Raw genomic sequence first — 22,543 nt, forward strand, 5'->3', positions numbered from 1 at the left:
TGAGTTTTTTGCAGCCTCTGGAGTGACGCAGTCGCACAGCAAGCAAAGAAAACTTATACCAGTAGCACGCTGTAAAAGCTGTACTCTTTTTATTTAGAATTCACTATAACAATTGGCACATATATTGATATCACCCCAAACAATCGGCGCGAGTATGCTATGAAAGTATTGTTAGTCGAAGATGAGTTATCGCTTGGCGACTATATTAAGAAAGGTCTAAGCGAGGCGGGATTTCTCGTTGAGCATAAAACAACCGGCTTAGATGGTTATCATGCCCTTATGACGGAAGACTTCACTGTCGTAGTGATGGATGTGATGCTGCCTGATGTGAGCGGATTTGAACTAGTGAGTAATTATCGAGCAGCTGGTAATACTACTCCTGTGTTATTTTTGACCGCAAAAGATGACCTCAGCGACCGCATAAAAGGTATTGAGATTGGCGGTGATGACTATCTGACCAAGCCTTTTGCCTTCGCTGAGCTGCTGGTTAGAATCAAGAGCCTACTGCGCCGTGCCAATCAAGCAGACTACGCCAGCACAGTGCTGCATAGTGCTGATTTAAAGATGGATATCGCTAAGCGTAGCGTACAGAGAGCTGAGCTGCCTATCAAATTAACGGCAAAAGAATTTGCCCTATTGCAGTTTATGCTTGAGCGCCAAGGCGAGGTATTGCCGCGCTCTGTGATCGCCTCGCAAGTATGGGATATGAATTTTGATAGCGATACCAATGTGATTGACGTGGCCATAAGGCGCTTAAGAATCAAAATCGATGATGACTTTGAAACTAAGCTCATTCATACCGTACGCGGCATGGGTTATAAATTAGAAGCTATCGATGTCGACGCTAAAGCGACTAATGAAGCCAACAATAATAAAAACACTCAAAGCAATATAAATACTACTAACCCTACTAAATCTATAGATACCAACCCAACCTCTAAAACCAATCACCCTGAAGTGAAGTAGCATGGGATATCACTCGCATAATCGACGCTTGTCATTATTGTGGCGCACTATCCTACTGCTGACGGTATGCGTACTGATTTCCCAAGTCTTTTTATACACTTGGATACAGCGCTCGGTTAATGATCATTTTGAACAAATGGACGCAGAGATTTTGACTCATGCAGCGTTTAATTTGCGCCAACACATCATGGACATCCCGCCTGATGACCAGACCTCTAACGACTTATCCAACCTGACAGATTCATCTAGCCCGTCTAACTTACATAACTTAAACGACCAGCATAACCTAAATGACCAGCATTACCCAATCAATAGGCAGCCATCAGCGTTAGAAACTTCTGGGCTGGGCTATGAGGTCAAGACTGTCATCACCGACCTTAACGGACAAGTGATTAGCAGTCAGCCGACAAACTTTGTTAATACGTTTAATGATAGCCGATTGGTACAAGAATTATGGCAGCAGCACCACGACCAACCCTTTGACTTGCAACTCGATAACCGTCATTTCCGCGCCATCGTCATTGAGCACTCCACGCGCTTAGCATTAATCGTGCTACCGATTGATGTGCATCATCAGTATCTTGTACAATTCAATCGCCATCTCATTCTGATACTCAGTACGATTACCTTGATATTGGTGTCAGTGGCGGCGCTTAGTGTGTATCTGGGATTTGCGCCCTTATCTACCATCAGTCATAAGATGACTCGCATCAATGCCGAGCAGCTAGACGATAGAATCATCGTCGCTGAAATGCCTAGCGAGCTGCGCCCATTAGCTAACGCTTACAATGCCATGATGGATAAACTTGAGCACAACTTTGACTCGCTATCGCGGTTTTCAGACGATATCGCTCACGAGCTGCGCACGCCACTGGCGACCTTGAGCACCCAAACTCAAGTGATGCTCAGTAAGCCCAGAGACAGTCAGGAATATGTTGAACAGCTGCATCATCAACACGATACGCTCGAGCAGCTATCGGCTTTGATTAACAATATGCTGTTGCTCGCAAAAACTCAAAAAGGACTCTATGACTCACAGCTCAATCTTGTCGATACCGAGTCATTGATGGCCAAGCTTATTGATTATTTTGAGCTGATAGCCGAAGAGCGAGGTATATCTTTTGAAAAAAAAGGCCACTTTGATGCGGGGTTGGGTGATGAGAATTTATTACAAAGATTGTTTGCTAACCTGATATCCAATGCGGTTTATTATGCCGCCAGCGACAGCATCATTACTGTTGCGGCAGTCCCTAGCACTGATAGCGTCATTACAAACAATACGCATGTGCTAAAAGACACGATTCAGCAACCGTCATCAATAATCACCATTACCAATCGTTTAAACGAACCTCTTACGCAAGCAGAAGCCAATAAGCTGTTTGAACGTTTTTATCGTCATGACAAAACCAATAGTCAGCACTCGGGTACAGGATTGGGTTTATCTATCGTACAAGCGATCGCACATGCCCATAACGGCAAGGTCAGTATTACCATCAAAGATGACTACGAATTTCAAGTCAATGTGCAGTTATTGGCTACGTCATCAGCTCATCCGTCTTAATCAGCTCAGCCTCGAGCCATTGTAATGCCTCATCTTCACGATCTGCAGCAAAGGTCTGCATCTGCATATTAGGAAAGACTGGCTGCATGGCATGAATCAGTTTACTCATCCAATTAGGTGCGCCGACTATCGCATAACGCTCGACCTTTTTTATCGCCGCAAGCTTCATTGAAAATAAGCCCTGCCTCTGAATAAGAATGGCTGGATCAAAACCTGCAAAATGCGTCATGCGATTGAGCAAACGCACCTTTTCGTGATCGGCAAAAAAGCTTTCTAGACTGTCTATCACCTCGGGCATCTCGTCTGCAGACATTTTACCGTCAATCTCGAAAGCCAGTACATTGGCTTTGTTGGTTGGCAAAAAGTGAATAGCAGCGCGCTTTTCTGCTGGTTTTTTTGGTATGGTCGCTGCCCACTGCAAGGCCTCTGCACTTTGGCTTGAGGGGAAAACCTGCATCTCAAGCTTAGGAACTATGCGCTTTATAATAGAGACTAATGTTTGTGGCCATTTTTTATCCGATACAATCGCACATCTACTCAGCTGATCAAGATGACGCCATAATTCCATGTCAGCCTTGACGCCTTCTAATAATGTGCTTGCATTGATATCAGCAAGTTCTAAGAATTCAACATAGAGGCCAACTTGCTCATACTGTTGTCGTTTCTCGTCAAAGATACTGCGATATTCTTGGACACCTTCAGCGCTCAATGCCCCATCAATCGTGAATGCAATGACATGATTTGGAGCAGATAATTGTTTTAACATCACTCTGTCCTTATTTTGATTAAGTTTTTAGATATGCTAATGACTCTACTTCTAACTTAGCATAGCACTGGCCCTTTAAGTGTTGCTTTAATAGGCACTTATATAACCAAAAAGTGATGCGTTTACAGCTACTTTACCTCTACTTTTTTTGTTCTTTTGGCTATTTTGCTATTTTGCTATTTTGAAGGCGCCGTTGCCATTTTGACCCCGCCCCATGTGACCAAAGCGATACCAAGCGCGATCAAGGAAGCGCCCAAGATAAGTCCTTCTGGTGGGCTCTCACCTTGTAAGAAAACAGCCACAGGCACACCGACTACCGCCCCTACCGAGCCAAGCAAGCTCAGCAATACTGGCCCGCCAGTTTTTTGTAATAAAAACAGCAGTAAAAACTGGCCAGCGAATACACAAGCTTGCGCTAGGATCAAACCTATTGGCAGCAGCTCTCCTAGCGGTACAGCTACTGAGAAACTTGGCAAAACACCCATCATGCCTAGCAATAGCGCAGCCGCAATCAGCATACCTGGTGCCAGTGCGCTCGGCGACGCATTATCTGGCCAGCGTAACGTGCGATAGATATTGCCAATCGCGAGTAGTACAGGGCCACAGAGCGCCATCACAATCCAAAAGACACTCGCATCTGGCGCAGAAAACTTATGGATGGCAAGTACCCCTGCACCCATCAGTGCTGCTACTACCCCGCAAGCGCGCATAACCGTAAACTGCTCTATCCGCATGACCAAGGCACCAAGATACGTCAGTAGTGGTGGTAGAGAAATGATAAGCGCGACGAAACCTGCGCCAACATGAGGAATCGCTGAAAAAAGCAGCAAGTTGGAACCTGCCACGCTAACCAGTGCCGCGACAAAATAATACTCAAAGCTACGCGCACTGAGTGGCGGTGGCTGTTGGCGTAAAAAGGAAACCAGCAACAGAATGATGGCAGCGCCAGTAATAGACCAAAACAAAAAAGCCAATGGTGTCAGCCCTACTTCGCCTGCATATTTGGCGAGATTGGTAGAGATGCCTATTAATGCGCCGCCCGCTAAAAGACAGGTGAACGGAACCAGCCACGACTGTTTACTGTTAGAGACCTGCTGCATAGATGCACTCACAAATTATCTTAATGGCTGATCATATCAATCCTGCTCAAACAGTCTACTAACGATGAGCGCTACTAGCCATAGTTGATTGACGTTAAAAGAGGCAGGTTCAAAATAAAAAAGCACAAAGATGCTGACATACTGCTGGGCAGTCAGAGCGGTAAGTCAGAGCGGTAAGTCAGAGCGGTAAGCCAGTCCAAACGAGCTGAAAAAAATGAGCTTAGCGGTTTTATAAACTGCTAAGCCCCTCCTCTTTTGAATAATATCTGTGATATGGCTAATAAGACTAAAAACTGACTATAAAGACCAGCGGTTTATAGCATGATTTGAGCAACGAGTGCCGACCCTAAGAAAGTTCCTGTAAAGGTAAGGAGGGCAACAATAGCAATCTTAAAGCCAGACTTTTTGAACAGATCCACTTCCATCTGCGAGATAGCAAAGCCTGCATAAGCCAGCACTGGCGTCAGCAGTTGCAATACACCAAGCTTAGCCGTCTCTTCTAAGACATAGGCATTGAACGGGAACTGTGGTAACGATATCAAGATAGCCACAATGGATATCCAAGCAATCGCTGGGACATTGAACGGGATAATTCGTTTTAATAAAATCCCAACCACACAGCAGGCGAATAGAATAAGCATCGCGGGCAAAGCATCGAATGGACCGACGCCTTGTCCTACCCAGTTGCTTAATAATAGCACCACACATATCACAGCCAATAACGCAAAAGACTGTACTGTCGACAAAGGCGCCTGCTCTTGCATCACCGCACCGAAATCTGTTTCGGTAGCGACATCCACGGTTTTTTTCTTAAACTTGCTGACCATCTTATACAAAAACTCGGTAAAAGGCAGGGCGATAAATAAGCTCACAAACAAGCCTGTCGCATAAGTGAGTAAGTTAGAAGTCGCTGCAAATGCGGTGATCGTTTCTTCTTGCGCAGGCACAGCTTCTGCAAGCGCAGCCGAACACGCACCCATCATACTGCCACTGCCGATACCACAAGCCATGGCCAGTGCGCGCACATCCATGATATTCATAGAAGCAATGACACCTGCCAGCAATGAAAAATAGATCGCACCAAATAAGGTGCCCATCACATAAACGCCCATGACACCGATACCTTCGGCGCTCTGCAAGCCATACTTATCAGCGATCAAAGCCACGTTCGGCTCACGAGCAACGGAGTGAGTGGCACCGATAGCTTCTCGCCCCATACCAAATACCAATACTGCAACTGGTAGTGCTATCAAGACAGTAGCAACGTTACCAAGCTCTTGTAGTAACAGTGCAGGCCCTGCCGCTATGATCTCATCGATATTAGGACCGACGCCGACGCCGAATTTGGCAATAAAAGGCATGATACTTAACAGAACCGCATAACTGGCAAACTTTGCCCGCTTTTTGGTGATGACCGCTTTCATCGAAGGGATGACGTTGGGGTTGAGTAATATGGCAAAAATGAAAGCATATAACAAAGGCAGTAGGACCAAAGTACCAATACCGATAGGAATCTTAATGATGCCTATCCACTCTGCCAGTAGTGACACCGCTATCACTAATAAATGTAGCTTCCAATCAAGTAGGTGCTTGGTCATGGTAGATGACAGCACGCTTTTATCATTCATATCAATTCCCTTTATTTTTAGTGCTACTGCACGCTTTAATGGCTGTCTCTTTTTTATTTGAGACTGACTATAGCTCAGTCAGTTAAGCCTGTTTTGGCAGTTCAGACTCAACCAAAGATACCCAAACCTTAATACCAATCTCGATGGCATCATCATTAAAATCATAATGTGCATTATGCAAAGGTTTAGAAGGCGTACTACCATCTACCCCCAACCAAAAATAAGCGCCTTTGACCTGTTGACTCATGAATGAAAAGTCTTCAGATGCCATTGACGGCTCTACATCCGTTTTTACTTTATCAGCGCCCAGCACTTTGGTCGCAGCCTCTTTAATCTCAAGATATGCCTGAGCGTCATTGATAGTGACCGGATAGCGAATGTGGTAGTCTATTTCTCCTTTGACACCATATAAAGGCGGCAAAGTCGTTACCATCTCTGTGAGCATATCCTGCATCGATTGGCGTACGTCCATATCAAAGCTACGAACCGTCCCCTTTAGAATCGCATAATCAGGAATGACGTTGGTGGTATCGCCACTATTCATCTGCGTCACGCTAATCACCCCTGATTGCAATGGCGATACTCGGCGAGAAATAATAGATTGGATATTGGTAATCAAGGCCGCGCCTGCTGCTATCGGATCAGCGCCTAGATGCGGCATGGCAGCATGTGTTCCTTTACCCGTCAACGTAATCTCAAAGGTATCAAAGGACGCCATCATAGGCCCATTATTGACTGCCACCTCACCCAGCGGCAAGCCTGGCCAATTATGCAGGCCATATACGGCATCCATGGGGAATTGATCAAACAGCCCGTCATCAATCATGGCTTTGGCACCGCCCAAGACTTCTTCAGCAGGTTGAAATATAAAATGCAGCGTACCGCTAAAGTTCTTGTGTTGGCTTAGATGTCTGGCAGCACCCAACAAGATAGAAGTGTGACCGTCATGACCACAGGCATGCATACAGTTTGTATGAGTAGATTTGTGATCAATATCACTTTGCTCTTCTATCGGCAACGCATCGATATCCGCGCGTATCCCAATCGTAGGGCCTGAGCCATTTTTCAATGTGCCGACCACGCCAGTACCGCCCAGCCCTTGATGCACCTCGATACCGAAAGATTGTAGTTTTTCGACGATGAATGCGGCGGTTTTAAACTCTTTAAAACCAAGCTCAGGCTGGCTATGAATATGTTGACGCCATTGTTTGACATCAGCTAACAGTTCTTCATTGATTAACATCTGCTTGCTTCCTTAAGATTATTTTGAGGGAGTTATAAGGGTCTGTTTCTGTTGAACTTAGGGTCTATTGAACCATGAAAACACCCTTCATCACGTTTAAACACACACTTTTAACTTATCAGTATTTTCAAAACAAATAAGCCACGTAGAGTGGCTTATTTGTTTATAACGAGCGGTGGACGGCTTCTATATTTTTTGTAATACTCTATTCTAGCCTATTCTCTCCCATTCAGATACCGCTCTGCGATACTATCTGGCTTGTCTGGATTTTTTATAAATCTACGACCAGCTTTCATCTACTATTAAGACAAAACTTGAATGACTTAACCATCAGGTATTCATCATAAAAAAAACCCTGCCAGTGATGACACCAGCAGGGCGTGGAGAATAGCATTCATACTGACTATTATTATTGTTATATCTATTGCCCATCAAACGATGGCTTATTCTTTAAATTTCTAAATTATTCAATGCAAATTTTTAATCTCAAGTAGTAATCCACCACTACTCATTAACGAAAGCAATTTTGCTTAATTGTGCCTTGCTGGCAAGCGCCAATATTTGTGCGACCGTATCATATCTGGCATCTTTATCTGCCCGCAGATGTATCGTTGGCTCTGCTTCAAGGCTTGACTGCGCTATGAGTCGTTTTTCTAACTCCTCTAATGAAATAGAAGCTTCATCCCAGTACACACCCGCATCTTTATCGACACTGATTTGAATGACTTCAGGTGGCTGCTCTTGTACGCTTGCACTGGTCTTGGGCAAGTCTAAGGGCACCGACGGATTTAATACGGTTGCCGTGACCAAAAATATAATCATCAATACCAGCATGATATCAATCAAAGGAATGAGGTTCATTTCACTCATGCCTTGCATGTCATCTTCGCCTAATTGAAACGCCATCTTAACTTCCTACTGTCTCTTTAGAGTCTAAGGTCTGATTATTTAATACCTTTATGGATGTTGCCGCTATTTGCTCAAAGCAAATCTATGAGGCGCATAATCAAGATTGATTTAGCCCGCCGTTGATGCAGACATACTGCCAACATACGATTTGTTTTTATTCACTTGTGCTATCGTCTGTTTGGTATCAGGCGTACTAACACCACCTTGTTTGGCGGTCTCTCTGAGCAGCCCATAAGCAGTATCATTGGCCACATATAAGGTTCGGCGATTGAGACGAAGGGCAATATTATAAAAAATCACCGCAGGGAGGGCAACGGCTAGACCCAAGCCAGTCATGATCAACGCTTCACCGACAGGGCCTGCTACCTGACTCAGCCCTGCTTGCCCAGACTGGCCGATACTATGTAGGGCGTGAAATATTCCCCAGACTGTGCCAAACAGACCTATGAATGGCGCAATGGCTGCCGTCGTTCCAAGAATGGACATGCCCTGCTCGCCTTTATCACGGTAACGACTGATTTGTTGCATGAGCGTCTGCTCAATGACCGTTTTACGCTCTGCGCTACTCAGACTCTCAAGCTCTGTAGACTGCAAATCAACCGCTCTTACCAAGTCCCCTGCCACTGCTTTTTTTAACTGATAGCTTTGGTAAAGACGAATGATACCGGTGAACCAAGAAGCGACTGACAATGCCAGTAAGGTAAAAAACAAAAACTTAGTGACACCATCGGTATATTGCCAGTATTCTGCGAAGTCCATGACCAATCCTCGTGTTTTATAAAATATATGCCTTAATTATTCAAATACTGTTCTTAGCTACTATTCTTTGTTAGGTCTAGTCGATGCTAAATAAAAATGATACATTTTGCCATGTGCTGTTTAATCGACGTTAACATTTATGGGTAACTCAACAATCCCAACCACAGCCATGCCATTGCGTTTAAAAGGGTTAAACTTAGCGCGATTAACTGCTCTTAAAGCATCTTTATCAACCAAAGCATTGCCCGATGAAGACACTACTGCCACGTTTTGGATGTTGCCCTGCTTATCAACCGTCATTTTTAGCAATACGCTATAAGAGTCACCTGGCAATACCTTGCTTCTGGTTCTTTTAGACAAGCTAATATTAGGGGCGCGTTGCCAACTTGCTTCAGAGGCTGATACCGATATTGGTGTATTACTGGCAGCAGCTTGCTCTCTTGCAGCTTGCTCCCTTGCAGCCTGTTCTCTTGCAGCCTGTTCTCTTGCAGCCTGTTCTCTTGCAGCCTGTTCCCTTGCAGCCTGTTCTCTTGCAGCTTGTTCCCTTGCAGCCTGTTCTCTTGCAGCTTGTTCTCTTGCAGCCTGCTCTCTTGCAGCTTGCTCTCTTGCAGCTTGCTCTCTTGCAGCTTGCTGTTTTATCTCACTGTTACTGTTATCAACAGTTACAGTATTCACCTCTGGTTTAGGGGCTGGTTTTGGCTGTAGTTTTGGCTCTGTCTTTGGTTCGGGTTTTGACTCTGGCGGAGGTTTTTCTGCAGGTGGTTTTACAGGCTCAGGCTCAAACACTGGCTTAGCTTTCGGTTTGGGCTCCTGCTCAACTTTTACTTCGGTCACTACTTTCGGTGCTGTGTCTGGTTTAGGCGCTGGTTTTAGCTCAGGTTCAGTTTTTAACTCAGCTTCTGGCTCAGGCTTTGATTCAGGAGGAGGACTAATAAGCTGAACTTCCACAGGCAAGATGTCATCTGGTTGCAGGAAAGGCTGCTTAGGCATATTCATAGTGACTAATGCACCAGAAGCAGCCCCATGCAAAGTGACGACGACGATCGCAGTGGCGATATTCAATTTTGTTAGGCTTTTTTTGTGGCTATATTTTTTGGTCATAGAAGCATTTTTAATTATAAAAGCACAGTCAGGTTTGTGATGCTCACAGCTCATGTTTCGCGGTGACGCGCAGTGTCTAATGTCCTGATTACTAGCACTCGTTAAGCGTTCGTTTGCTACGGCTATATTTCACTCTAAGTTGGGGGATAATAATATAAAAAATAATGAATGTAAATAAGAATCATTATTATTATCATTTTAATATCTTGTAACTACTCCTAATCAAATGAATGCCGTAAACCTTTTTCCCTCCACAATTTTTTTATAGTTATAAAAAACCATCTATATCAATACTTTAAAACAGCAAGATGAATGAGTAATCAGCTACTAATAGTAATAGTTATCTTAATGATAATGAATATCATTCCATTATTATAATTTTTAGCGTATCATGAGCTTTCTTTTGATGAATCAAACATATCTCGTTGTACAGACACAATATTTGTAAATAATAGGCCTGCCATATGAACAGAAAAACAAAACTTACTTTGCTTGGACTTGCCGTCAGCGCCAGCCTTGTTGGCTGCACACCAACAGAAAACACGGATCAAGCCAACGACATAACTAACACCGAACAAACCCAATCGACTAACGCGGATGGCAATATAGAAGCAAACTCTGCACTTAGTGACGATACAGTGGTCACGATTGATACCGTTCGTGGTGATGTGGATTTGCCTGTTAATCCCCACCCTATCGCTGTCTATGACATGACGTTGATGCAGGATTTAGCAGCGCTGGGCGTGCCCGTCGATGGCTTACCTGACAATTTACCCTTAGACAACTTAAAGACTGCTGATACACCAGAGAGTAAAAATCCAGAGAGCAAAAAAATAGGCACATTATTTGAGCCAGATATGGAAGCTTTGAACGAGATGCAGCCAAAAGCCATCTTGGTCGGCTCGCGTATGGCAGAAAAACACGATACCTTAAATCAAATGGCACCGACGCTAGACCTCACCTTAGATACCGCCAATATTTATGAGTCTAGCAAGCAGCGTCTAGCGGATTTGGGGCGTTTGTTTAATAAAGCAGATAAAGCGCAAGCGCTACAAAAAGACATCGATGATGCTATCGAAAAAGCCAAAGCAGCCAGCGCAGGCAAAGGTAATGGCTTAGTGGTATTGGTCAACGGTAACAAGCTCTCAACTTATGGTGCGGAGTCGCGTTTTGGGTTTATCCACACCGTATTTGGCATTCCTGTAGCAGATGCCGAGATCAAAGACTCTAGGCATGGGCAGCCTGTTTCTTTTGAATACCTACAAAAAATCAATCCCGACTGGCTATTTGTATTGGACAGAACCTCTGCCATTGGTGAGGAAGGTGATGGCGCAGAAGTGGTGCTGGACAACCCATTGGTGCATCAAACCAAGGCGTGGAAAAACAATAATATCGTTTATTTAAGCCCAGATTCTTACCTAGCATTTGGTGGTTACTATCAATGGCTAAAAGATGCCAACCTTGTCACCGAAAAATTTGCTCAGGCAGACAGCACCCAATAGATTAATTGTTAATAAGCAAAATTATTAACAAGCAAACAAGTCGCTGGCTGACTTAACTCTTTACGTAAATCTTTAGTTAACCGTTAGCCAGCCACTTAATGTGTAGATATCCCTATGGCACGCAGCGTACCGCTCACTCAGTCTCCGCGATTATCATGGTCTTTATCACCAAGGCTGTTAAATGCTCTCAGCTTGGTATTGCTGTTTGCTTTGATTTTACTGAGCTTGTCTATTGGCGTCGCTGATTTTTCGTGGCAATGGCTTGTCGATAGTGCCTCGCCTTTATTCGCCATGTTCAGTAGTGGCACAGCGAGCCAAACCACCAGCCAAGCAGCCAGTACTGACATGCAGCTGTTAATGGTCAGCCGTATACCGCGCACTATTGCCATTATCTTGACTGGAGCGTCGTTGGCGGTCGCAGGGATGATCTTGCAAACCGTACTAAAAAACCGCTTTGTCGAGCCCTCTATGGTGGGGGCGACTCAAAGTGCTGGTTTAGGATTATTACTCATCAGTCTATACCTGCCAGCTAGCAGCTTACTGAACAAGATGCTAGTGGCTACGCTATGTGCGGTGGTTGGTATGGTGATATTTATGCGCCTTATTAAGCGCTTACCGCCGACTGATTACTTGATGGTGCCGTTGGTCGGCATCGTGTTTGGTGCCATCATCGAAGCGGTGACGTTGTTTATTGCTTATCAGACTGAGTCGGTACAAATGCTCTCAGTATGGCGTTTTGGGGACTTCTCTACTATCTTAGCAGGTCGTTATGAGCTGCTGTATTTGACAGGGGCATTAGCGATAGGCGCTTATATCTTAGCAGATAAGCTGACCATCGTTGGTCTTGGCGACGCCATTGCGATCAATCTTGGTGTTAATAAAAACCTGATGACTTGGTTTGTCATTATGACTGTCGCCATCATTAGCTCAGTGGTCGTGGTGACCGTCGGTGCCATTCCATTTGTGGGATTAATAGTGCCCAATATCATCAGCCGAATCATGGGCGATAAGCTGCGCCATTGTCTGCCTGCGGTTGCTTTGATGGGAGCCAGTTTTGTACTGCTATGCGACATCATCGGGCGCAGTATTCGCTATCCTTATGAGGTGCCAGTGGCGACTATTTTTGGCGTTATTGGTGCGGGAGTGTTTTTATGGTTGCTATTACGTCAACCCAAAGCCAGTTAATTTTGCTTTTGCGAAGTCTTTGGAGTAAAAAACGCACAGCAAGCGAGAAAACCCATACACCCATAACAGTAGCGGTGCACTATTGAAGTGACTTTCCCTTTAGAAGTACGCCTCTTTTTTTGAACTTATCATAGCCACGTTGAATCAAGCCAATGACGACATCACCTGACCACAGCATCCATCCTGATAATACTGACCATGACTTTTTAGACAGTCGAAAAGCTTCTAAGCAAGCCATGAGCAAGCATTCCCTATTACAAAAACAGCTACCAAAGCAGTCATCAAAGCGGCTATCAAAGCTACTTTCTAACGAGATATGGACCAAGCCTGTAATGATCGTCCTTGGCCTACTCATCGTCAGTTCAGTCTTATTTATGACTATCGGTGCCAATGGTAATTGGGATTTTGTGCTCGGATTCCGTGGCAAAAAACTGTTGGCACTATTGATTGTTGGCTATGCGATTGGCGTCTCAACTCTTCTGTTTCAAAGCTTAACGCACAATCCTATTTTGACCCCTTCGTTACTGGGCTTTGATGCTCTTTACGTACTTATTCAAAGTCTGCTGGTTTTCTTTTTGGGCACCAGCAATCTGTTTAGCAGCCAGCCTTTGCTAAAATTTGCCTTGGAAGTGGGGTTAATGGTAGGAGCATCACTGCTATTATTTCGCTTACTTTTTACACGCTCCAATCATGATTTGGCAAGGTTGATTTTAGTCGGCATCGTATTTGGGGTATTGTTTCGCAGTTTATCGTCTTTGGTCGCACGGCTGATCAACCCTGAAGATTACGTCGTTATTCAATCAGCCAGCTTTGCGCAATTCAATACGATTAATTCAGCGATGATGATGGCAAGTTTGGTCGTTTGTCTGGTGAGTGCAGTTTTGATTTGGCGATGGCGGCATCAAGTGGATGTTTTGATGTTGGGACAAGCACATGCCATCAATTTAGGTATCAACTACCAATCGTTAGCGATGCGTTTATTAATAGTCATCGCCGTATTGGTCGCGACGGCGACTGCGTTTGTCGGCCCAGTAATATTTTTAGGACTGCTGGTATGCGCGCTGACCAATCGTATTTGCAAAACCATGCACCACAGCGAACGCTTGGTATTGGTGAGTTTTATGGCCATGCTCTGCTTGGTATTGGGTCAGACCATATTCGAGCGCATATTAGGTATGGCAGGTGTGCTCTCAGTCGTTATTGAGCTGCTAGGAGGCATTGTCTTTATCGCGTTAATTTTCAGTCAGTTCCGTCAACATAAATCACCCGTATAAATTACTCATATAAAGTGCGAATGTCATTATGATAACCCTCTCTCACGTCAGCCATCGTATTGGCTCACACACCATCCTCGATGATGTGGATTTAACCCTAGCGACAGGCCAAGTCATCGCTCTTATTGGCCCCAATGGTGCGGGCAAGTCAACGCTGTTTAACCTCATGTCGCGGCTGACACCTTTACAAAAAGGCAGTGTCAGCTTTGACGGGCATGATATCGAAAGCACCGATAGCCAGACCCTTGCCAAAACCGTCGCCATGTTGGCACAAGAAAACCACATTCAAGGGCGACTGCGGGTAGAAGAGCTATTGATGTTTGGCCGCTACCCTTATCATCAGGGCCGTCCCACAGACAGCGACAAACAAATGGTACAGACCATCATGCAGCGTTTTGAGCTGCTCGACATGGCCAAGCGCTTTCTCTCTACCCTCTCTGGCGGACAGCGGCAACGGGTATTGATCGCTATGATTGTCTGCCAAGATACACCTTACTTACTGCTCGATGAGCCATTAAACAACCTCGATATGTATCATGCCGGCAGGCTGATGCGTGAGCTGCGGTCGCTGACGCATCAAGCGGGCAAAACTGTGGTCATTGTCTTGCACGATATCAATCAAGCAGCGCAGTTCGCCGATACCGTGGTTATGATGAAGGAAGGCAAAATCATCCAGACCGGTCACCCTACCGATGTACTGACTCATGATGCCATCGATGACTTATATGGCGTAGACGTTACGGTACTGACGCACAATGGTCGCCCCGTCATTGTAGATACGGTTTAAACTCTCTCGACAAAGAGACTTTGATCAATACCTCTTTAATAAAAAGCTCTCAATAACAAGCCCTTAATAACAAAACCTTGATAAAACGCTGCATAAAAAACCAGCCACCTAAATGTTAGATGGCTGGTTTTTTTAGAACTATTTATAATTACTCTTTAAAACTGATAGGTTAAAGACGCTTTGATATTACGACCCATTTCAAAGTCAGTAGAAGCATCAGCAGCCGTATCTAAGCGCGATGAGTGGCTAGCATAAGTTTCATCGAACAGATTATAGACCCCAACCGTAGCTTTCACACCCTCAAGCTGACGTGGTGAATAGTTCATATACACATCATGCACATCATAGTTTGGCTTGGTATCTCCACTATTATCGGTGATGGATGCTACGTACGTACTGCGCCAGCCAAGCCCTAGCTCATCACTTGGTTCATAGTTCAGGTTCACCATGTAGCGGTCGCCCGAGTCAGCACTACTGCCGCTTACGGATGGAATGCTATCGCCTGTTTCGCTACCTTCACTACGGGCACGTGAATAGCTGAGACCCATACCAAAGTTATCCATTCTATAGTTCGCTGCCAGCTCAACGCCTTTGATTTCATAGTCTTCATCACTGTTGATCATACCTTGGCAACTACCGCCTAATGCACCAGTATCGCAATCAATACCTACTCTCTCTGGACGTGTTGCGCTTGGTTTACGCATAAACTGCTGATAGTTCTCGATATTAGATCTAAAGTACTTTGCACTTAATTGTAGCGCATCATCGGCAAGCGTCAGCCCTCGTAGTGTGGTGGCCACACCTACTTCAGAGTTATAGCCTTCTTCTGGCTTAAGGTCATTATTGACATAGATACCACCCTCGCCATTGCTGTTAAAGACAGCTTGGCCTAAGTCTGGACCATTAAACAACTGAGTATAGCTGGCAAACACTTGCGTACGCGGCGCAATCTCATAGCTGGCAGCCAAGGCACCAACGACATTGTCATAGGTCTTACCACCTGACACAAACTCGGGTGATTCGTAACGGTCATAACGCACGCCTGGCGTTAGGGTAAATTTACCCATTTGCCACTGGTCTTCTAAATACACTGAGGTGTTTTTTGCGCTGTCACTGTTTGCACCCTGATTGTCTCGTGCCATCTCCGACTCTTTTTTGTAGTGCTCTGCCCCTGCGATCAACTTATGGCTACCGGTAGCAGTATCAATCACACTGGTGTTTTCAATTTTGGCGCCAGTGGTTTTTACCTTAGCATTCCAATCATAATTTGACGATATATCAGCATTATTGTTACGCGAAATTTCTGTTTCGGTTTGATAGACATTGGCATCGACATCAATCAGAGAGTTTAATGGATTAAAGTTGTAATCCACTGTATAAGTATCTCGCTTTACCTTTTGCGGGATTCTTTCGTCACTCAAACTCGGAAAGTCTGGACGAAACGGAAAGATACCCTTTTTTTCAGTACGGCTAAAGCTAGCACCCACACGGTGATCATCGAGGATAGAAACCCCTGCTTTTAATAAGATATTTTCGCCTTTACTGTCTTCAAAAAGCTCACGGCCTTCCCCATCTTCGCCAGAATCTGCATCACGCTTGCCGTAATAGGCCAATAAATCCACATTATCAGACGGTGCGCCATAGACCGTTGCTGACGTTAATAGCTCATCATTGTTACTGCCATACCCTGCATGTATTTTTGCACCTATTTTTTGACCAGGCTTGAGCAAGTCGGCAGCATCGACTGTTTCAAACGCTACCGCGCCGCCCAAAGCATCATTACCCAAAGTCACTGAATTATTACCCACCGCGACTTCTGCTTGTTTTAATAAATCTGGATCGATCGTGATATCACCCATATGGTAAAACATCGCGCCTTCTTGACGGGCGCCATCAATCGTGACTTTTAGGTTGGTATCGTCAAGGCCACGTACGCGCACGCGCTGGTTCACGGTTGATGTGCCACCCACGGTTACCCCTGGTACGACGTCCAAAAAGTCACTTAAATGACTGGCTTGCGCCGCTGGCGTGTAATCATCGATATAAACTGAATCCTCTTGCATGTTTTCACGGACTGAACTATTGGCGGTCACCGTAATGGTTTGCGCGGTCATGCTCGGCGTGTCATTCGCCATTGCAACTTGCGCAAACATAGCAGTGGCAACACCTAAGGTTAATGTCGATAGACGGCTGGGTAATGAATTATGCATAAAAACTCACTCTGTAATAGGGCTTATATATAAGCGTTAGAAATTATCAAGCAATAATTACTGTCAAAATCACGTAAAAACAAATGTTAATGTTAATAGTAATGATTATCATTTATAATGACCGTTGCAGATAATAACTGAACGCTATTAAAATTTCAATAGAAAAATAAGCGTAATAAAATTCTTGTAAGAATTAACACAATGAATCATGCGTAAAACACGCTGTATCGATAAGGTTGCGCTCATGCCTTAGGTAAACTTTCATATACAGCAAACGCTCACCCCTAAATAAAGGAAAACCTTAAAATGGCAAAACCGACACCCAGAACACTAGAGGTGCTTGATGCTAAATACATCACGCCAAATATGCGCCGCGTCACCCTCGGCGGGAACGGATTATCAGACTTTCCAGAAGATCAAGAAAGCGCTTATATCAAACTGCTGTTTCCTCAACCTAATGACACGCGACCACTGATGCGTACCTATACCGTAAGCGCGCAACGCGATGACGCGATAGATGTCGACTTTGCCCTTCATGACGCTGAAGGCCCTGCATCGATGTGGGCACGCCATGCTCAGCCTGGTCAGCAAATATTGGTGGGTGGCCCTGGGCCAAAGAAGCTCATCAATAATGCGGCAGACTGGTTTTTGTTGGCAGGAGATATGACGGCGCTACCAGCTATTTCGGTCAACCTTGCTCAATTGCCCGATGACGCACGAGGGTATGCAGTGCTGGAAGTAACCACTGAATTGGACATTCAGATATTAAAGAAACCGAAAAACATGGAAATACATTGGGTTATCAATGCCAGCCCCAATGCTAATGATTGTCCTTTGCTTGAGCGTGTCAAAGCGCTTGCTTGGCTTGATGGACAACCTGCGGTGTGGGCAGCTTGCGAGTTCCATAGCATGCGCGCGCTCAGGCATTACTTTAGAACCATCCAGCAACTGCCCAAAACGCATTTATACATATCGAGCTACTGGAAAGTCGACAACACCGAAGATCAGCATAAAGTAGAAAAGCGTCAGGATGCGCAGACCGAGCTGCTGAATTAACAGTCAGGGGCTCGTTAAAACTATTTGGAGTAGCGGCGAAGAATTGCAGAGGTGGCAAAAAAATTAGACGGCTGAAGCGCTCATTCATACAAACATTCATACAAAATATGCAACACGCTCTAACCCTGTGATCCGTTACAGGTTAAACTGTCCTCTGAGCGTTTGTATTTTTTGAGGATGTCTATGTCATACTCTATTCACGATGAGCCGCACCTAAGTAACCGCAGTCAATGGCTCAGAGCAGCGGTACTTGGCGCCAATGATGGACTCATTTCTACCGCCAGTTTACTGGTTGGTGTTGCCGCCGCAAACGCGAGCAGCCAAACCTTATTACTGACAGGATTGGCGTCACTGACCGCAGGGGCTTTATCAATGGCGGCTGGTGAGTATATCTCTGTGTCCTCACAAGCAGATACTGAAAAGGCTGATTTAAAAAAAGAGCTTTACGAGCTGACGCATAATCCTGAGCGGGAGCTTGTCGAGCTGACAACAATTTATAAGCAGCGTGGACTTGATCAAGACTTAGCACACCAAGTTGCTGTCGCCTTAACTGAGCACGATGCACTTGAGGCTCATGCTCGTGACGAGATAGGGCTAACTGAAATCAGTCAAGCAAAGCCCCTGCAAGCTTCCATTGCCTCCGCATTGGCCTTTATTACTGGTGCCATATTTCCTGTCATCGGCATCTTGGTGTTTCCAGCCCAGATCCTTGTTTGGTCATTGGCCGCGCTGACCATAGTCGGCTTAGTCCTACTTGGCATGGTATCGGCGCGCTTGGGCGGTGCACCCACTCTCCCTGCTGTCACTCGCGTCGTCGTGTGGGGTTTACTGGCCATGGTCGCAACATCACTTATTGGGCGATTAATTGGGGTGTAGCAGATTCAATTTAAAAGTATGACAGTTTTATTTTCAAATGACTAGAACGGTTTAGAGCCCAGTTTATTTTTAGCGCTCATTACTTTTTCGTAACGCATCCTAGAACGATACGTCTGTATCAGCGCGCGTTTGTAAGTAAAGACCTATTAAGGTATTCAAAAAGTAACTCCTCCTTGCATCCCGCTGACACCTCTGCAAGAATGCAGGCGCTTAACAACGATGCCGACATTTAACAACAGCATCAGCGCCTACACAGTAGCGCCTAACTATGCTTTTGGTCATTGGTTGTTAGCAATTGTTGTTAGCAAAACCTTATAACGAGCATTTATGCAAAAATAATAAATTAATACTTTTAAGAGGATCTTTATGAAAAACATGACTAAAATAATAATGGCCAGTACCCTTGCTATTAGTGCGCTGGCAGCGGGTTGCCAAACGACGCCTGGCGCTACCACACCAAGTACACAGCCCATCACTTCAGATATCCTACAGGCTCATAATTGGCAACTTGTCGACGCAAAACGTAGCAACGGCGAAAAGGTTTCTCAATTATTTTATGATCCCGCCAAACCTTTGACGCTAAACTTTATGGAAGTGGATGGCAACAACCTTGTCAGCTTTATGAACACTTGCAACAACATAGCAGCTAGCTATGAGGTGGTAAATGGTGATGTACAGCTGGGTCACGGCAGAAGCACCATGATGGCATGCCCAGAACCACAAGCCAGCTTTGATACCGCCACCCTTGCTACCATAGATGGCAAATACAGCTTGGGTAAAAATGCGAACAACGTGCCAGTATTAACTATCACCAATGATGACCAAGTCGCACAATTTAAAGCAGTCGCAAAAACCCAGTAGCAGTACATTAACTGCTCACTGAAAGACAAGATAAAATATCTCTTTGATAAAGTGTCTCTTGGATAATAAAAAAACAACGCCTCACGACGACGTGGGGCGTTGTTTTTTTATTAAGGCTATCAATGATATTAATACTATATGACGATCGTCATGTCATAGAGTCGTTTAGTCACGTTTGGGTGGCACAGAATAGGTGCCGACCACATGCGCCACCATATCGCTAGAACCTTCTGAATATAAAGCCACCTCGCCGACGATTAGCGTACGCCCCACTTTTATCAAAGTACATTCTGCAATGATGCGGGCTTTTGCAGAAGGTTTGCGCAAAAAATTAATAGACAAGCTCGTCGTCACGGTCAAGGGTACAATGCCAATCCGACCGAGTATCGCTACATAGATGGCGACATCGGCAATGCTCATCAATACAGGGCCAGAGACCGTACCACCCGGACGCAGCTCGTCTATCCCAATATCGTGCGATAGGGTCGCGCCATTCTCCCCTACTGCCTCGACCTTGCATTTAGTTTGGGGAAACTCCGCTGCCAAAAAGGCAGCAATCTCTTCTTTACTCGCAGACATATCTACTCCTTTAGTGTCATTATCCTAAAATTCTATTATAGTAGACATTTATATAGTCAAGGAATTTTAAAATCGCTACAAGGCGACCGACCACAGATAGTACACTAAGTACATCTAGGGCGGATAACACCTTAGCGGTTTAAAAGTGCTCCGACTATAGCATTAATTCAAACAAACTGAGGGATTAAACAATGAAAGCACTAGGATTGTGTATTGTGGCTGGACTAAGCGTAAGCGCTTGTGCAACAGGTATGAATAGTGGAACAACGACTGGCAGTCAAGTCGTGACTCAGTACCCTGTTGAGACCGCCATGCTCAATATCTATACCAAAGAGCGTCAGCAAAATTTGGTCTCGGTGGTAGGCAACCAAACCATTACAGCAGAGATAAAAGTCACGCCCAAAGGCAATATGCTGTTCAATAATAAACAAGTTCAAGGTAGCGAGATAAACACCATCACCAAGTCGAACAATCAAATCACCGATCAATCAGTCGCTATCAACTACTTTACCCTGAACCCCTTAGTATTCCACGGCTACACTGACAGCTCAGGCGAGTACTCGCTGGCCACTCAAACGAGTACCATACCCAAGATGGCTCAGGTCGGCGACTCCAATCAATTGATCACGGAAAACGTCTATAGCGACAGCAGCAAACGTAACAAGATAGGTAGTTATAGCCAAGACTGGTCTCTGACGCGAGACAGCAATAATACGGCATGGTTCTGCATCAATAGCTCAGAAAATGCTTTGCTAGGTGCTGAGCCTAAGGGAACAACGGCAGAATGCTACAAAATCAATGCCCGAGGCGATATCTTGACGAGCAGGCTGACCATTAATCTACCCACTGCTGAAGGTGCTAAGGCTATAGTATTTACCGAGCAGTAATCTATAGTTAACACACTTTAAAATAGGTACCGTGCTACTGGTATTAAATAAGGGGGCTAAATCAATTGATTTAGCCCCCTTATTCTTGTTTTAAAAATAAGTTACTGCCTTAACAAACGAACCGGTGTTTTGCTTATCATGAAACCTAAGAAAAATAACAAGATTGGTAAAGACTAGGGCTTGGCACGCTTATAGGCTGATAGTGAGCAACTCGTAGATAATCAGTAGCTCATAATAATCAGTAGCTCATAATAATCAGTAGCTCGTAATAAATAATGAGCAGCGAGTGATAAAACGCAAGGGAGGTCTGCCATGATTACAGAGGCTAATAAATCGTCTGCTAGCCAGCCTATTGCTGATAGCCATGATCCTAAAGTACAGCAGCTTATCGAAACCCTGCCTGGCGAGCATATCACACAAGACGCTGGTCAATCAGCTGTCATCTTTCGCATGGTGATGTCCGATCATTTATGCCCATTTGGCCTAAAGTCGTTAGATGCGCTCAAGCGCGCAGGTTACGATATCATCGATCGTCATATCACCAATGACGAGCAAAACAGCTTAGTCAAAGACAACTTAGGCGTTGAGACCACACCGCAAACCTTTATCGATGGCAAGCGCATCGGTGGCAATGATGAGCTGCAGGTGTTTTTGGGTAATAGCGAGCCAAAAGCAGAAGATGAAAAGACTTACACACCAGTCATTGCCATATTTTCTGTCACTGCCTTAATGACCTTGGCATTATGTTGGGCGCTATCTGTCAACGTGCTGTCGATGCAGGCGCTCATGTGGTTCGTAGCGCTCTCTATGTGTGTGCTCGCCATCAAAAAGCTAGAAGATTTAGAAAGCTTTACCACCAGCTTTTTGGGCTATGATTTATTGGCTCAGCGGGTAGTTCGTTATGCCTATGTTTATCCGTTTTTTGAAGCCTTTGCAGGTATCGCCATGCTTGCCAATCAGCCGTGGCTAAATCCAATAGCGGGTGCGGTAGCGCTGACTATCGGCCTGATAGGCGGCATATCAGTTATTAAAGCGGTATACATTGATAAGCGCGAGCTGACCTGTGCCTGTATGGGTGGCGACAGCAAGGTGCCCTTGGGTGCTATCTCCTTAACAGAAAATGTCATGATGTTTGGTATGGGCAGTTATATGTTGCTTCGAGCCTTTATATAAAAGTGCTAAAAAACGTTTAAAGAGAAGCCGCCTTCTTAGAATAGTCCTAGCATTTCAAAACCATCCGAGTAAGGCGTGACATAAGCAGTGACAGCTGCAATCAATTAAACCTTCAAAGCG

The 22,543-nt window shown here is 45.0% G+C and carries 20 protein-coding genes and 1 pseudogene; 11 read left to right on the plus strand and 10 right to left on the minus strand.

Going from position 1 to position 22,543, the window contains the following annotated elements:
• Positions 1–159: 159 nt before the first annotated feature.
• Together JMY01_RS09695 and JMY01_RS09700 are read left to right on the plus strand one after the other, a co-directional pair.
• Positions 160–840: pseudogene (locus tag JMY01_RS09695) on the plus strand (heavy metal response regulator transcription factor); the annotation flags it as partial.
• Positions 841–967: 127 nt separating this feature from the next.
• On the plus strand, positions 968–2,527 hold the full coding sequence (locus JMY01_RS09700; RefSeq protein WP_201575378.1) for an ATP-binding protein: 1,560 nt from the start codon (positions 968–970) through the stop codon (positions 2,525–2,527).
• On the opposite strand, the gene JMY01_RS09705 is transcribed toward JMY01_RS09700, so the two are convergent.
• The 8 genes from JMY01_RS09705 to JMY01_RS14460 all read right to left on the minus strand — a co-directional run bounded on the left by JMY01_RS09705 (position 2,502) and on the right by JMY01_RS14460 (position 9,558).
• Positions 2,502–3,293, minus strand: coding sequence for an STAS/SEC14 domain-containing protein (locus JMY01_RS09705; RefSeq protein WP_201575380.1), 792 nt, complete (start codon positions 3,291–3,293; stop codon positions 2,502–2,504). The genes JMY01_RS09700 and JMY01_RS09705 overlap by 26 nt on opposite strands.
• A 176-nt stretch (positions 3,294–3,469) precedes the next feature.
• The gene (locus tag JMY01_RS09710) at positions 3,470–4,405 is read right to left on the minus strand and encodes a DMT family transporter (RefSeq protein WP_265089868.1); all 936 of its coding nucleotides are present in this window, start codon (positions 4,403–4,405) and stop codon (positions 3,470–3,472) included.
• Between the two features lie 302 nt (positions 4,406–4,707).
• Positions 4,708–6,021 carry a DUF3100 domain-containing protein gene (locus JMY01_RS09715; RefSeq protein WP_201575382.1) on the minus strand — a complete coding sequence of 438 codons (1,314 nt, stop codon included), beginning with the start codon at positions 6,019–6,021 and terminating at the stop codon, positions 4,708–4,710.
• Between the two features lie 82 nt (positions 6,022–6,103).
• Positions 6,104–7,264 (minus strand): M20 aminoacylase family protein, encoded by a 1,161-nt coding sequence (locus JMY01_RS09720; protein WP_201575384.1) that lies wholly within the window; start codon positions 7,262–7,264, stop codon positions 6,104–6,106.
• A gap of 504 nt (positions 7,265–7,768) precedes the next feature.
• Complete coding sequence (locus JMY01_RS09725) at positions 7,769–8,170, minus strand: biopolymer transporter ExbD (RefSeq protein ID WP_201575386.1); 402 nt, start codon at positions 8,168–8,170, stop codon at positions 7,769–7,771.
• Between the two features lie 111 nt (positions 8,171–8,281).
• Complete coding sequence (locus JMY01_RS09730) at positions 8,282–8,932, minus strand: MotA/TolQ/ExbB proton channel family protein (RefSeq protein WP_201575388.1); 651 nt, start codon at positions 8,930–8,932, stop codon at positions 8,282–8,284.
• 120 nt (positions 8,933–9,052) lie between these two features.
• The gene (locus tag JMY01_RS14455) at positions 9,053–9,292 is read right to left on the minus strand and encodes an energy transducer TonB (RefSeq protein WP_227678029.1); all 240 of its coding nucleotides are present in this window, start codon (positions 9,290–9,292) and stop codon (positions 9,053–9,055) included.
• Positions 9,235–9,558, minus strand: coding sequence for a pentapeptide repeat-containing protein (locus tag JMY01_RS14460; RefSeq protein ID WP_227678032.1), 324 nt, complete (start codon positions 9,556–9,558; stop codon positions 9,235–9,237). The genes JMY01_RS14455 and JMY01_RS14460 overlap by 58 nt, the downstream gene beginning before the upstream one ends.
• A 939-nt stretch (positions 9,559–10,497) precedes the next feature.
• Between JMY01_RS14460 and JMY01_RS09740 the strand changes: the two genes are divergently transcribed.
• From JMY01_RS09740 to JMY01_RS09755, 4 genes are all read left to right on the plus strand, one after another.
• Positions 10,498–11,535 carry a siderophore ABC transporter substrate-binding protein gene (locus tag JMY01_RS09740; RefSeq protein ID WP_201575392.1) on the plus strand — a complete coding sequence of 346 codons (1,038 nt, stop codon included), beginning with the start codon at positions 10,498–10,500 and terminating at the stop codon, positions 11,533–11,535.
• Between the two features lie 114 nt (positions 11,536–11,649).
• Entirely contained in the window at positions 11,650–12,720 is a 1,071-nt protein-coding gene (locus JMY01_RS09745; RefSeq protein WP_201575394.1) for an ABC transporter permease, read from the plus strand.
• Between the two features lie 332 nt (positions 12,721–13,052).
• The gene (locus JMY01_RS09750) at positions 13,053–13,994 is read left to right on the plus strand and encodes an iron chelate uptake ABC transporter family permease subunit (RefSeq protein ID WP_227678034.1); all 942 of its coding nucleotides are present in this window, start codon (positions 13,053–13,055) and stop codon (positions 13,992–13,994) included.
• Positions 13,995–14,022: 28 nt separating this feature from the next.
• Positions 14,023–14,781, plus strand: a complete 759-nt coding sequence (locus tag JMY01_RS09755; RefSeq protein WP_201575396.1) for an ABC transporter ATP-binding protein — start codon at positions 14,023–14,025, stop codon at positions 14,779–14,781.
• A 155-nt stretch (positions 14,782–14,936) separates the two neighbouring features.
• On the opposite strand, the gene JMY01_RS09760 is transcribed toward JMY01_RS09755, so the two are convergent.
• On the minus strand, positions 14,937–16,991 hold the full coding sequence (locus JMY01_RS09760; RefSeq protein WP_201575398.1) for a TonB-dependent receptor domain-containing protein: 2,055 nt from the start codon (positions 16,989–16,991) through the stop codon (positions 14,937–14,939).
• Positions 16,992–17,297: 306 nt separating this feature from the next.
• Here JMY01_RS09760 and JMY01_RS09765 point away from each other — a divergent pair, with 306 nt between their 5' ends.
• The 3 genes from JMY01_RS09765 to JMY01_RS09775 all read left to right on the plus strand — a co-directional run bounded on the left by JMY01_RS09765 (position 17,298) and on the right by JMY01_RS09775 (position 19,784).
• Positions 17,298–18,047: a siderophore-interacting protein gene (locus JMY01_RS09765; RefSeq protein ID WP_201575400.1), complete on the plus strand. Its 750-nt coding sequence runs from the start codon at positions 17,298–17,300 to the stop codon at positions 18,045–18,047.
• A 183-nt stretch (positions 18,048–18,230) separates the two neighbouring features.
• Positions 18,231–18,923, plus strand: a complete 693-nt coding sequence (locus JMY01_RS09770; protein ID WP_201575402.1) for a VIT family protein — start codon at positions 18,231–18,233, stop codon at positions 18,921–18,923.
• 366 nt (positions 18,924–19,289) lie between these two features.
• Positions 19,290–19,784: an META domain-containing protein gene (locus JMY01_RS09775; RefSeq protein WP_201575403.1), complete on the plus strand. Its 495-nt coding sequence runs from the start codon at positions 19,290–19,292 to the stop codon at positions 19,782–19,784.
• A 165-nt stretch (positions 19,785–19,949) separates the two neighbouring features.
• On the opposite strand, the gene JMY01_RS09780 is transcribed toward JMY01_RS09775, so the two are convergent.
• On the minus strand, positions 19,950–20,363 hold the full coding sequence (locus JMY01_RS09780) for a PaaI family thioesterase (protein WP_201575404.1): 414 nt from the start codon (positions 20,361–20,363) through the stop codon (positions 19,950–19,952).
• A 191-nt stretch (positions 20,364–20,554) separates the two neighbouring features.
• On the opposite strand from JMY01_RS09780, the gene JMY01_RS09785 reads away from it, so the two are divergent.
• Together JMY01_RS09785 and JMY01_RS09790 are read left to right on the plus strand one after the other, a co-directional pair.
• Entirely contained in the window at positions 20,555–21,250 is a 696-nt protein-coding gene (locus JMY01_RS09785) for a hypothetical protein (protein ID WP_201575405.1), read from the plus strand.
• Between the two features lie 312 nt (positions 21,251–21,562).
• On the plus strand, positions 21,563–22,423 hold the full coding sequence (locus tag JMY01_RS09790; RefSeq protein ID WP_201575406.1) for a MauE/DoxX family redox-associated membrane protein: 861 nt from the start codon (positions 21,563–21,565) through the stop codon (positions 22,421–22,423).
• The last annotated feature ends 120 nt before the right edge of the window (positions 22,424–22,543 follow it).

This window comes from Psychrobacter sp. H8-1 (assembly GCF_904846575.1).
Taxonomy (GTDB): domain Bacteria; phylum Pseudomonadota; class Gammaproteobacteria; order Pseudomonadales; family Moraxellaceae; genus Psychrobacter; species Psychrobacter fulvigenes.

Coding starts and splice junctions, on each gene's coding strand:
- JMY01_RS09730 (WP_201575388.1), bottom strand. CDS start 8,932: ATGGACTTCGCAGAATACTGGCAATATACCGATGGTGTCACTAAGTTT.
- JMY01_RS09790 (WP_201575406.1), top strand. CDS start 21,563: ATGATTACAGAGGCTAATAAATCGTCTGCTAGCCAGCCTATTGCTGAT.
- JMY01_RS09715 (WP_201575382.1), bottom strand. CDS start 6,021: ATGAATGATAAAAGCGTGCTGTCATCTACCATGACCAAGCACCTACTT.
- JMY01_RS09720 (WP_201575384.1), bottom strand. CDS start 7,264: ATGTTAATCAATGAAGAACTGTTAGCTGATGTCAAACAATGGCGTCAA.
- JMY01_RS09700 (WP_201575378.1), top strand. CDS start 968: ATGGGATATCACTCGCATAATCGACGCTTGTCATTATTGTGGCGCACT.
- JMY01_RS09765 (WP_201575400.1), top strand. CDS start 17,298: ATGGCAAAACCGACACCCAGAACACTAGAGGTGCTTGATGCTAAATAC.
- JMY01_RS09760 (WP_201575398.1), bottom strand. CDS start 16,991: ATGCATAATTCATTACCCAGCCGTCTATCGACATTAACCTTAGGTGTT.
- JMY01_RS09775 (WP_201575403.1), top strand. CDS start 19,290: ATGAAAAACATGACTAAAATAATAATGGCCAGTACCCTTGCTATTAGT.
- JMY01_RS09770 (WP_201575402.1), top strand. CDS start 18,231: ATGTCATACTCTATTCACGATGAGCCGCACCTAAGTAACCGCAGTCAA.
- JMY01_RS09705 (WP_201575380.1), bottom strand. CDS start 3,293: ATGTTAAAACAATTATCTGCTCCAAATCATGTCATTGCATTCACGATT.
- JMY01_RS09755 (WP_201575396.1), top strand. CDS start 14,023: ATGATAACCCTCTCTCACGTCAGCCATCGTATTGGCTCACACACCATC.
- JMY01_RS09725 (WP_201575386.1), bottom strand. CDS start 8,170: ATGGCGTTTCAATTAGGCGAAGATGACATGCAAGGCATGAGTGAAATG.
- JMY01_RS09780 (WP_201575404.1), bottom strand. CDS start 20,363: ATGTCTGCGAGTAAAGAAGAGATTGCTGCCTTTTTGGCAGCGGAGTTT.
- JMY01_RS09745 (WP_201575394.1), top strand. CDS start 11,650: ATGGCACGCAGCGTACCGCTCACTCAGTCTCCGCGATTATCATGGTCT.
- JMY01_RS09740 (WP_201575392.1), top strand. CDS start 10,498: ATGAACAGAAAAACAAAACTTACTTTGCTTGGACTTGCCGTCAGCGCC.
- JMY01_RS09750 (WP_227678034.1), top strand. CDS start 13,053: ATGATCGTCCTTGGCCTACTCATCGTCAGTTCAGTCTTATTTATGACT.
- JMY01_RS09785 (WP_201575405.1), top strand. CDS start 20,555: ATGAAAGCACTAGGATTGTGTATTGTGGCTGGACTAAGCGTAAGCGCT.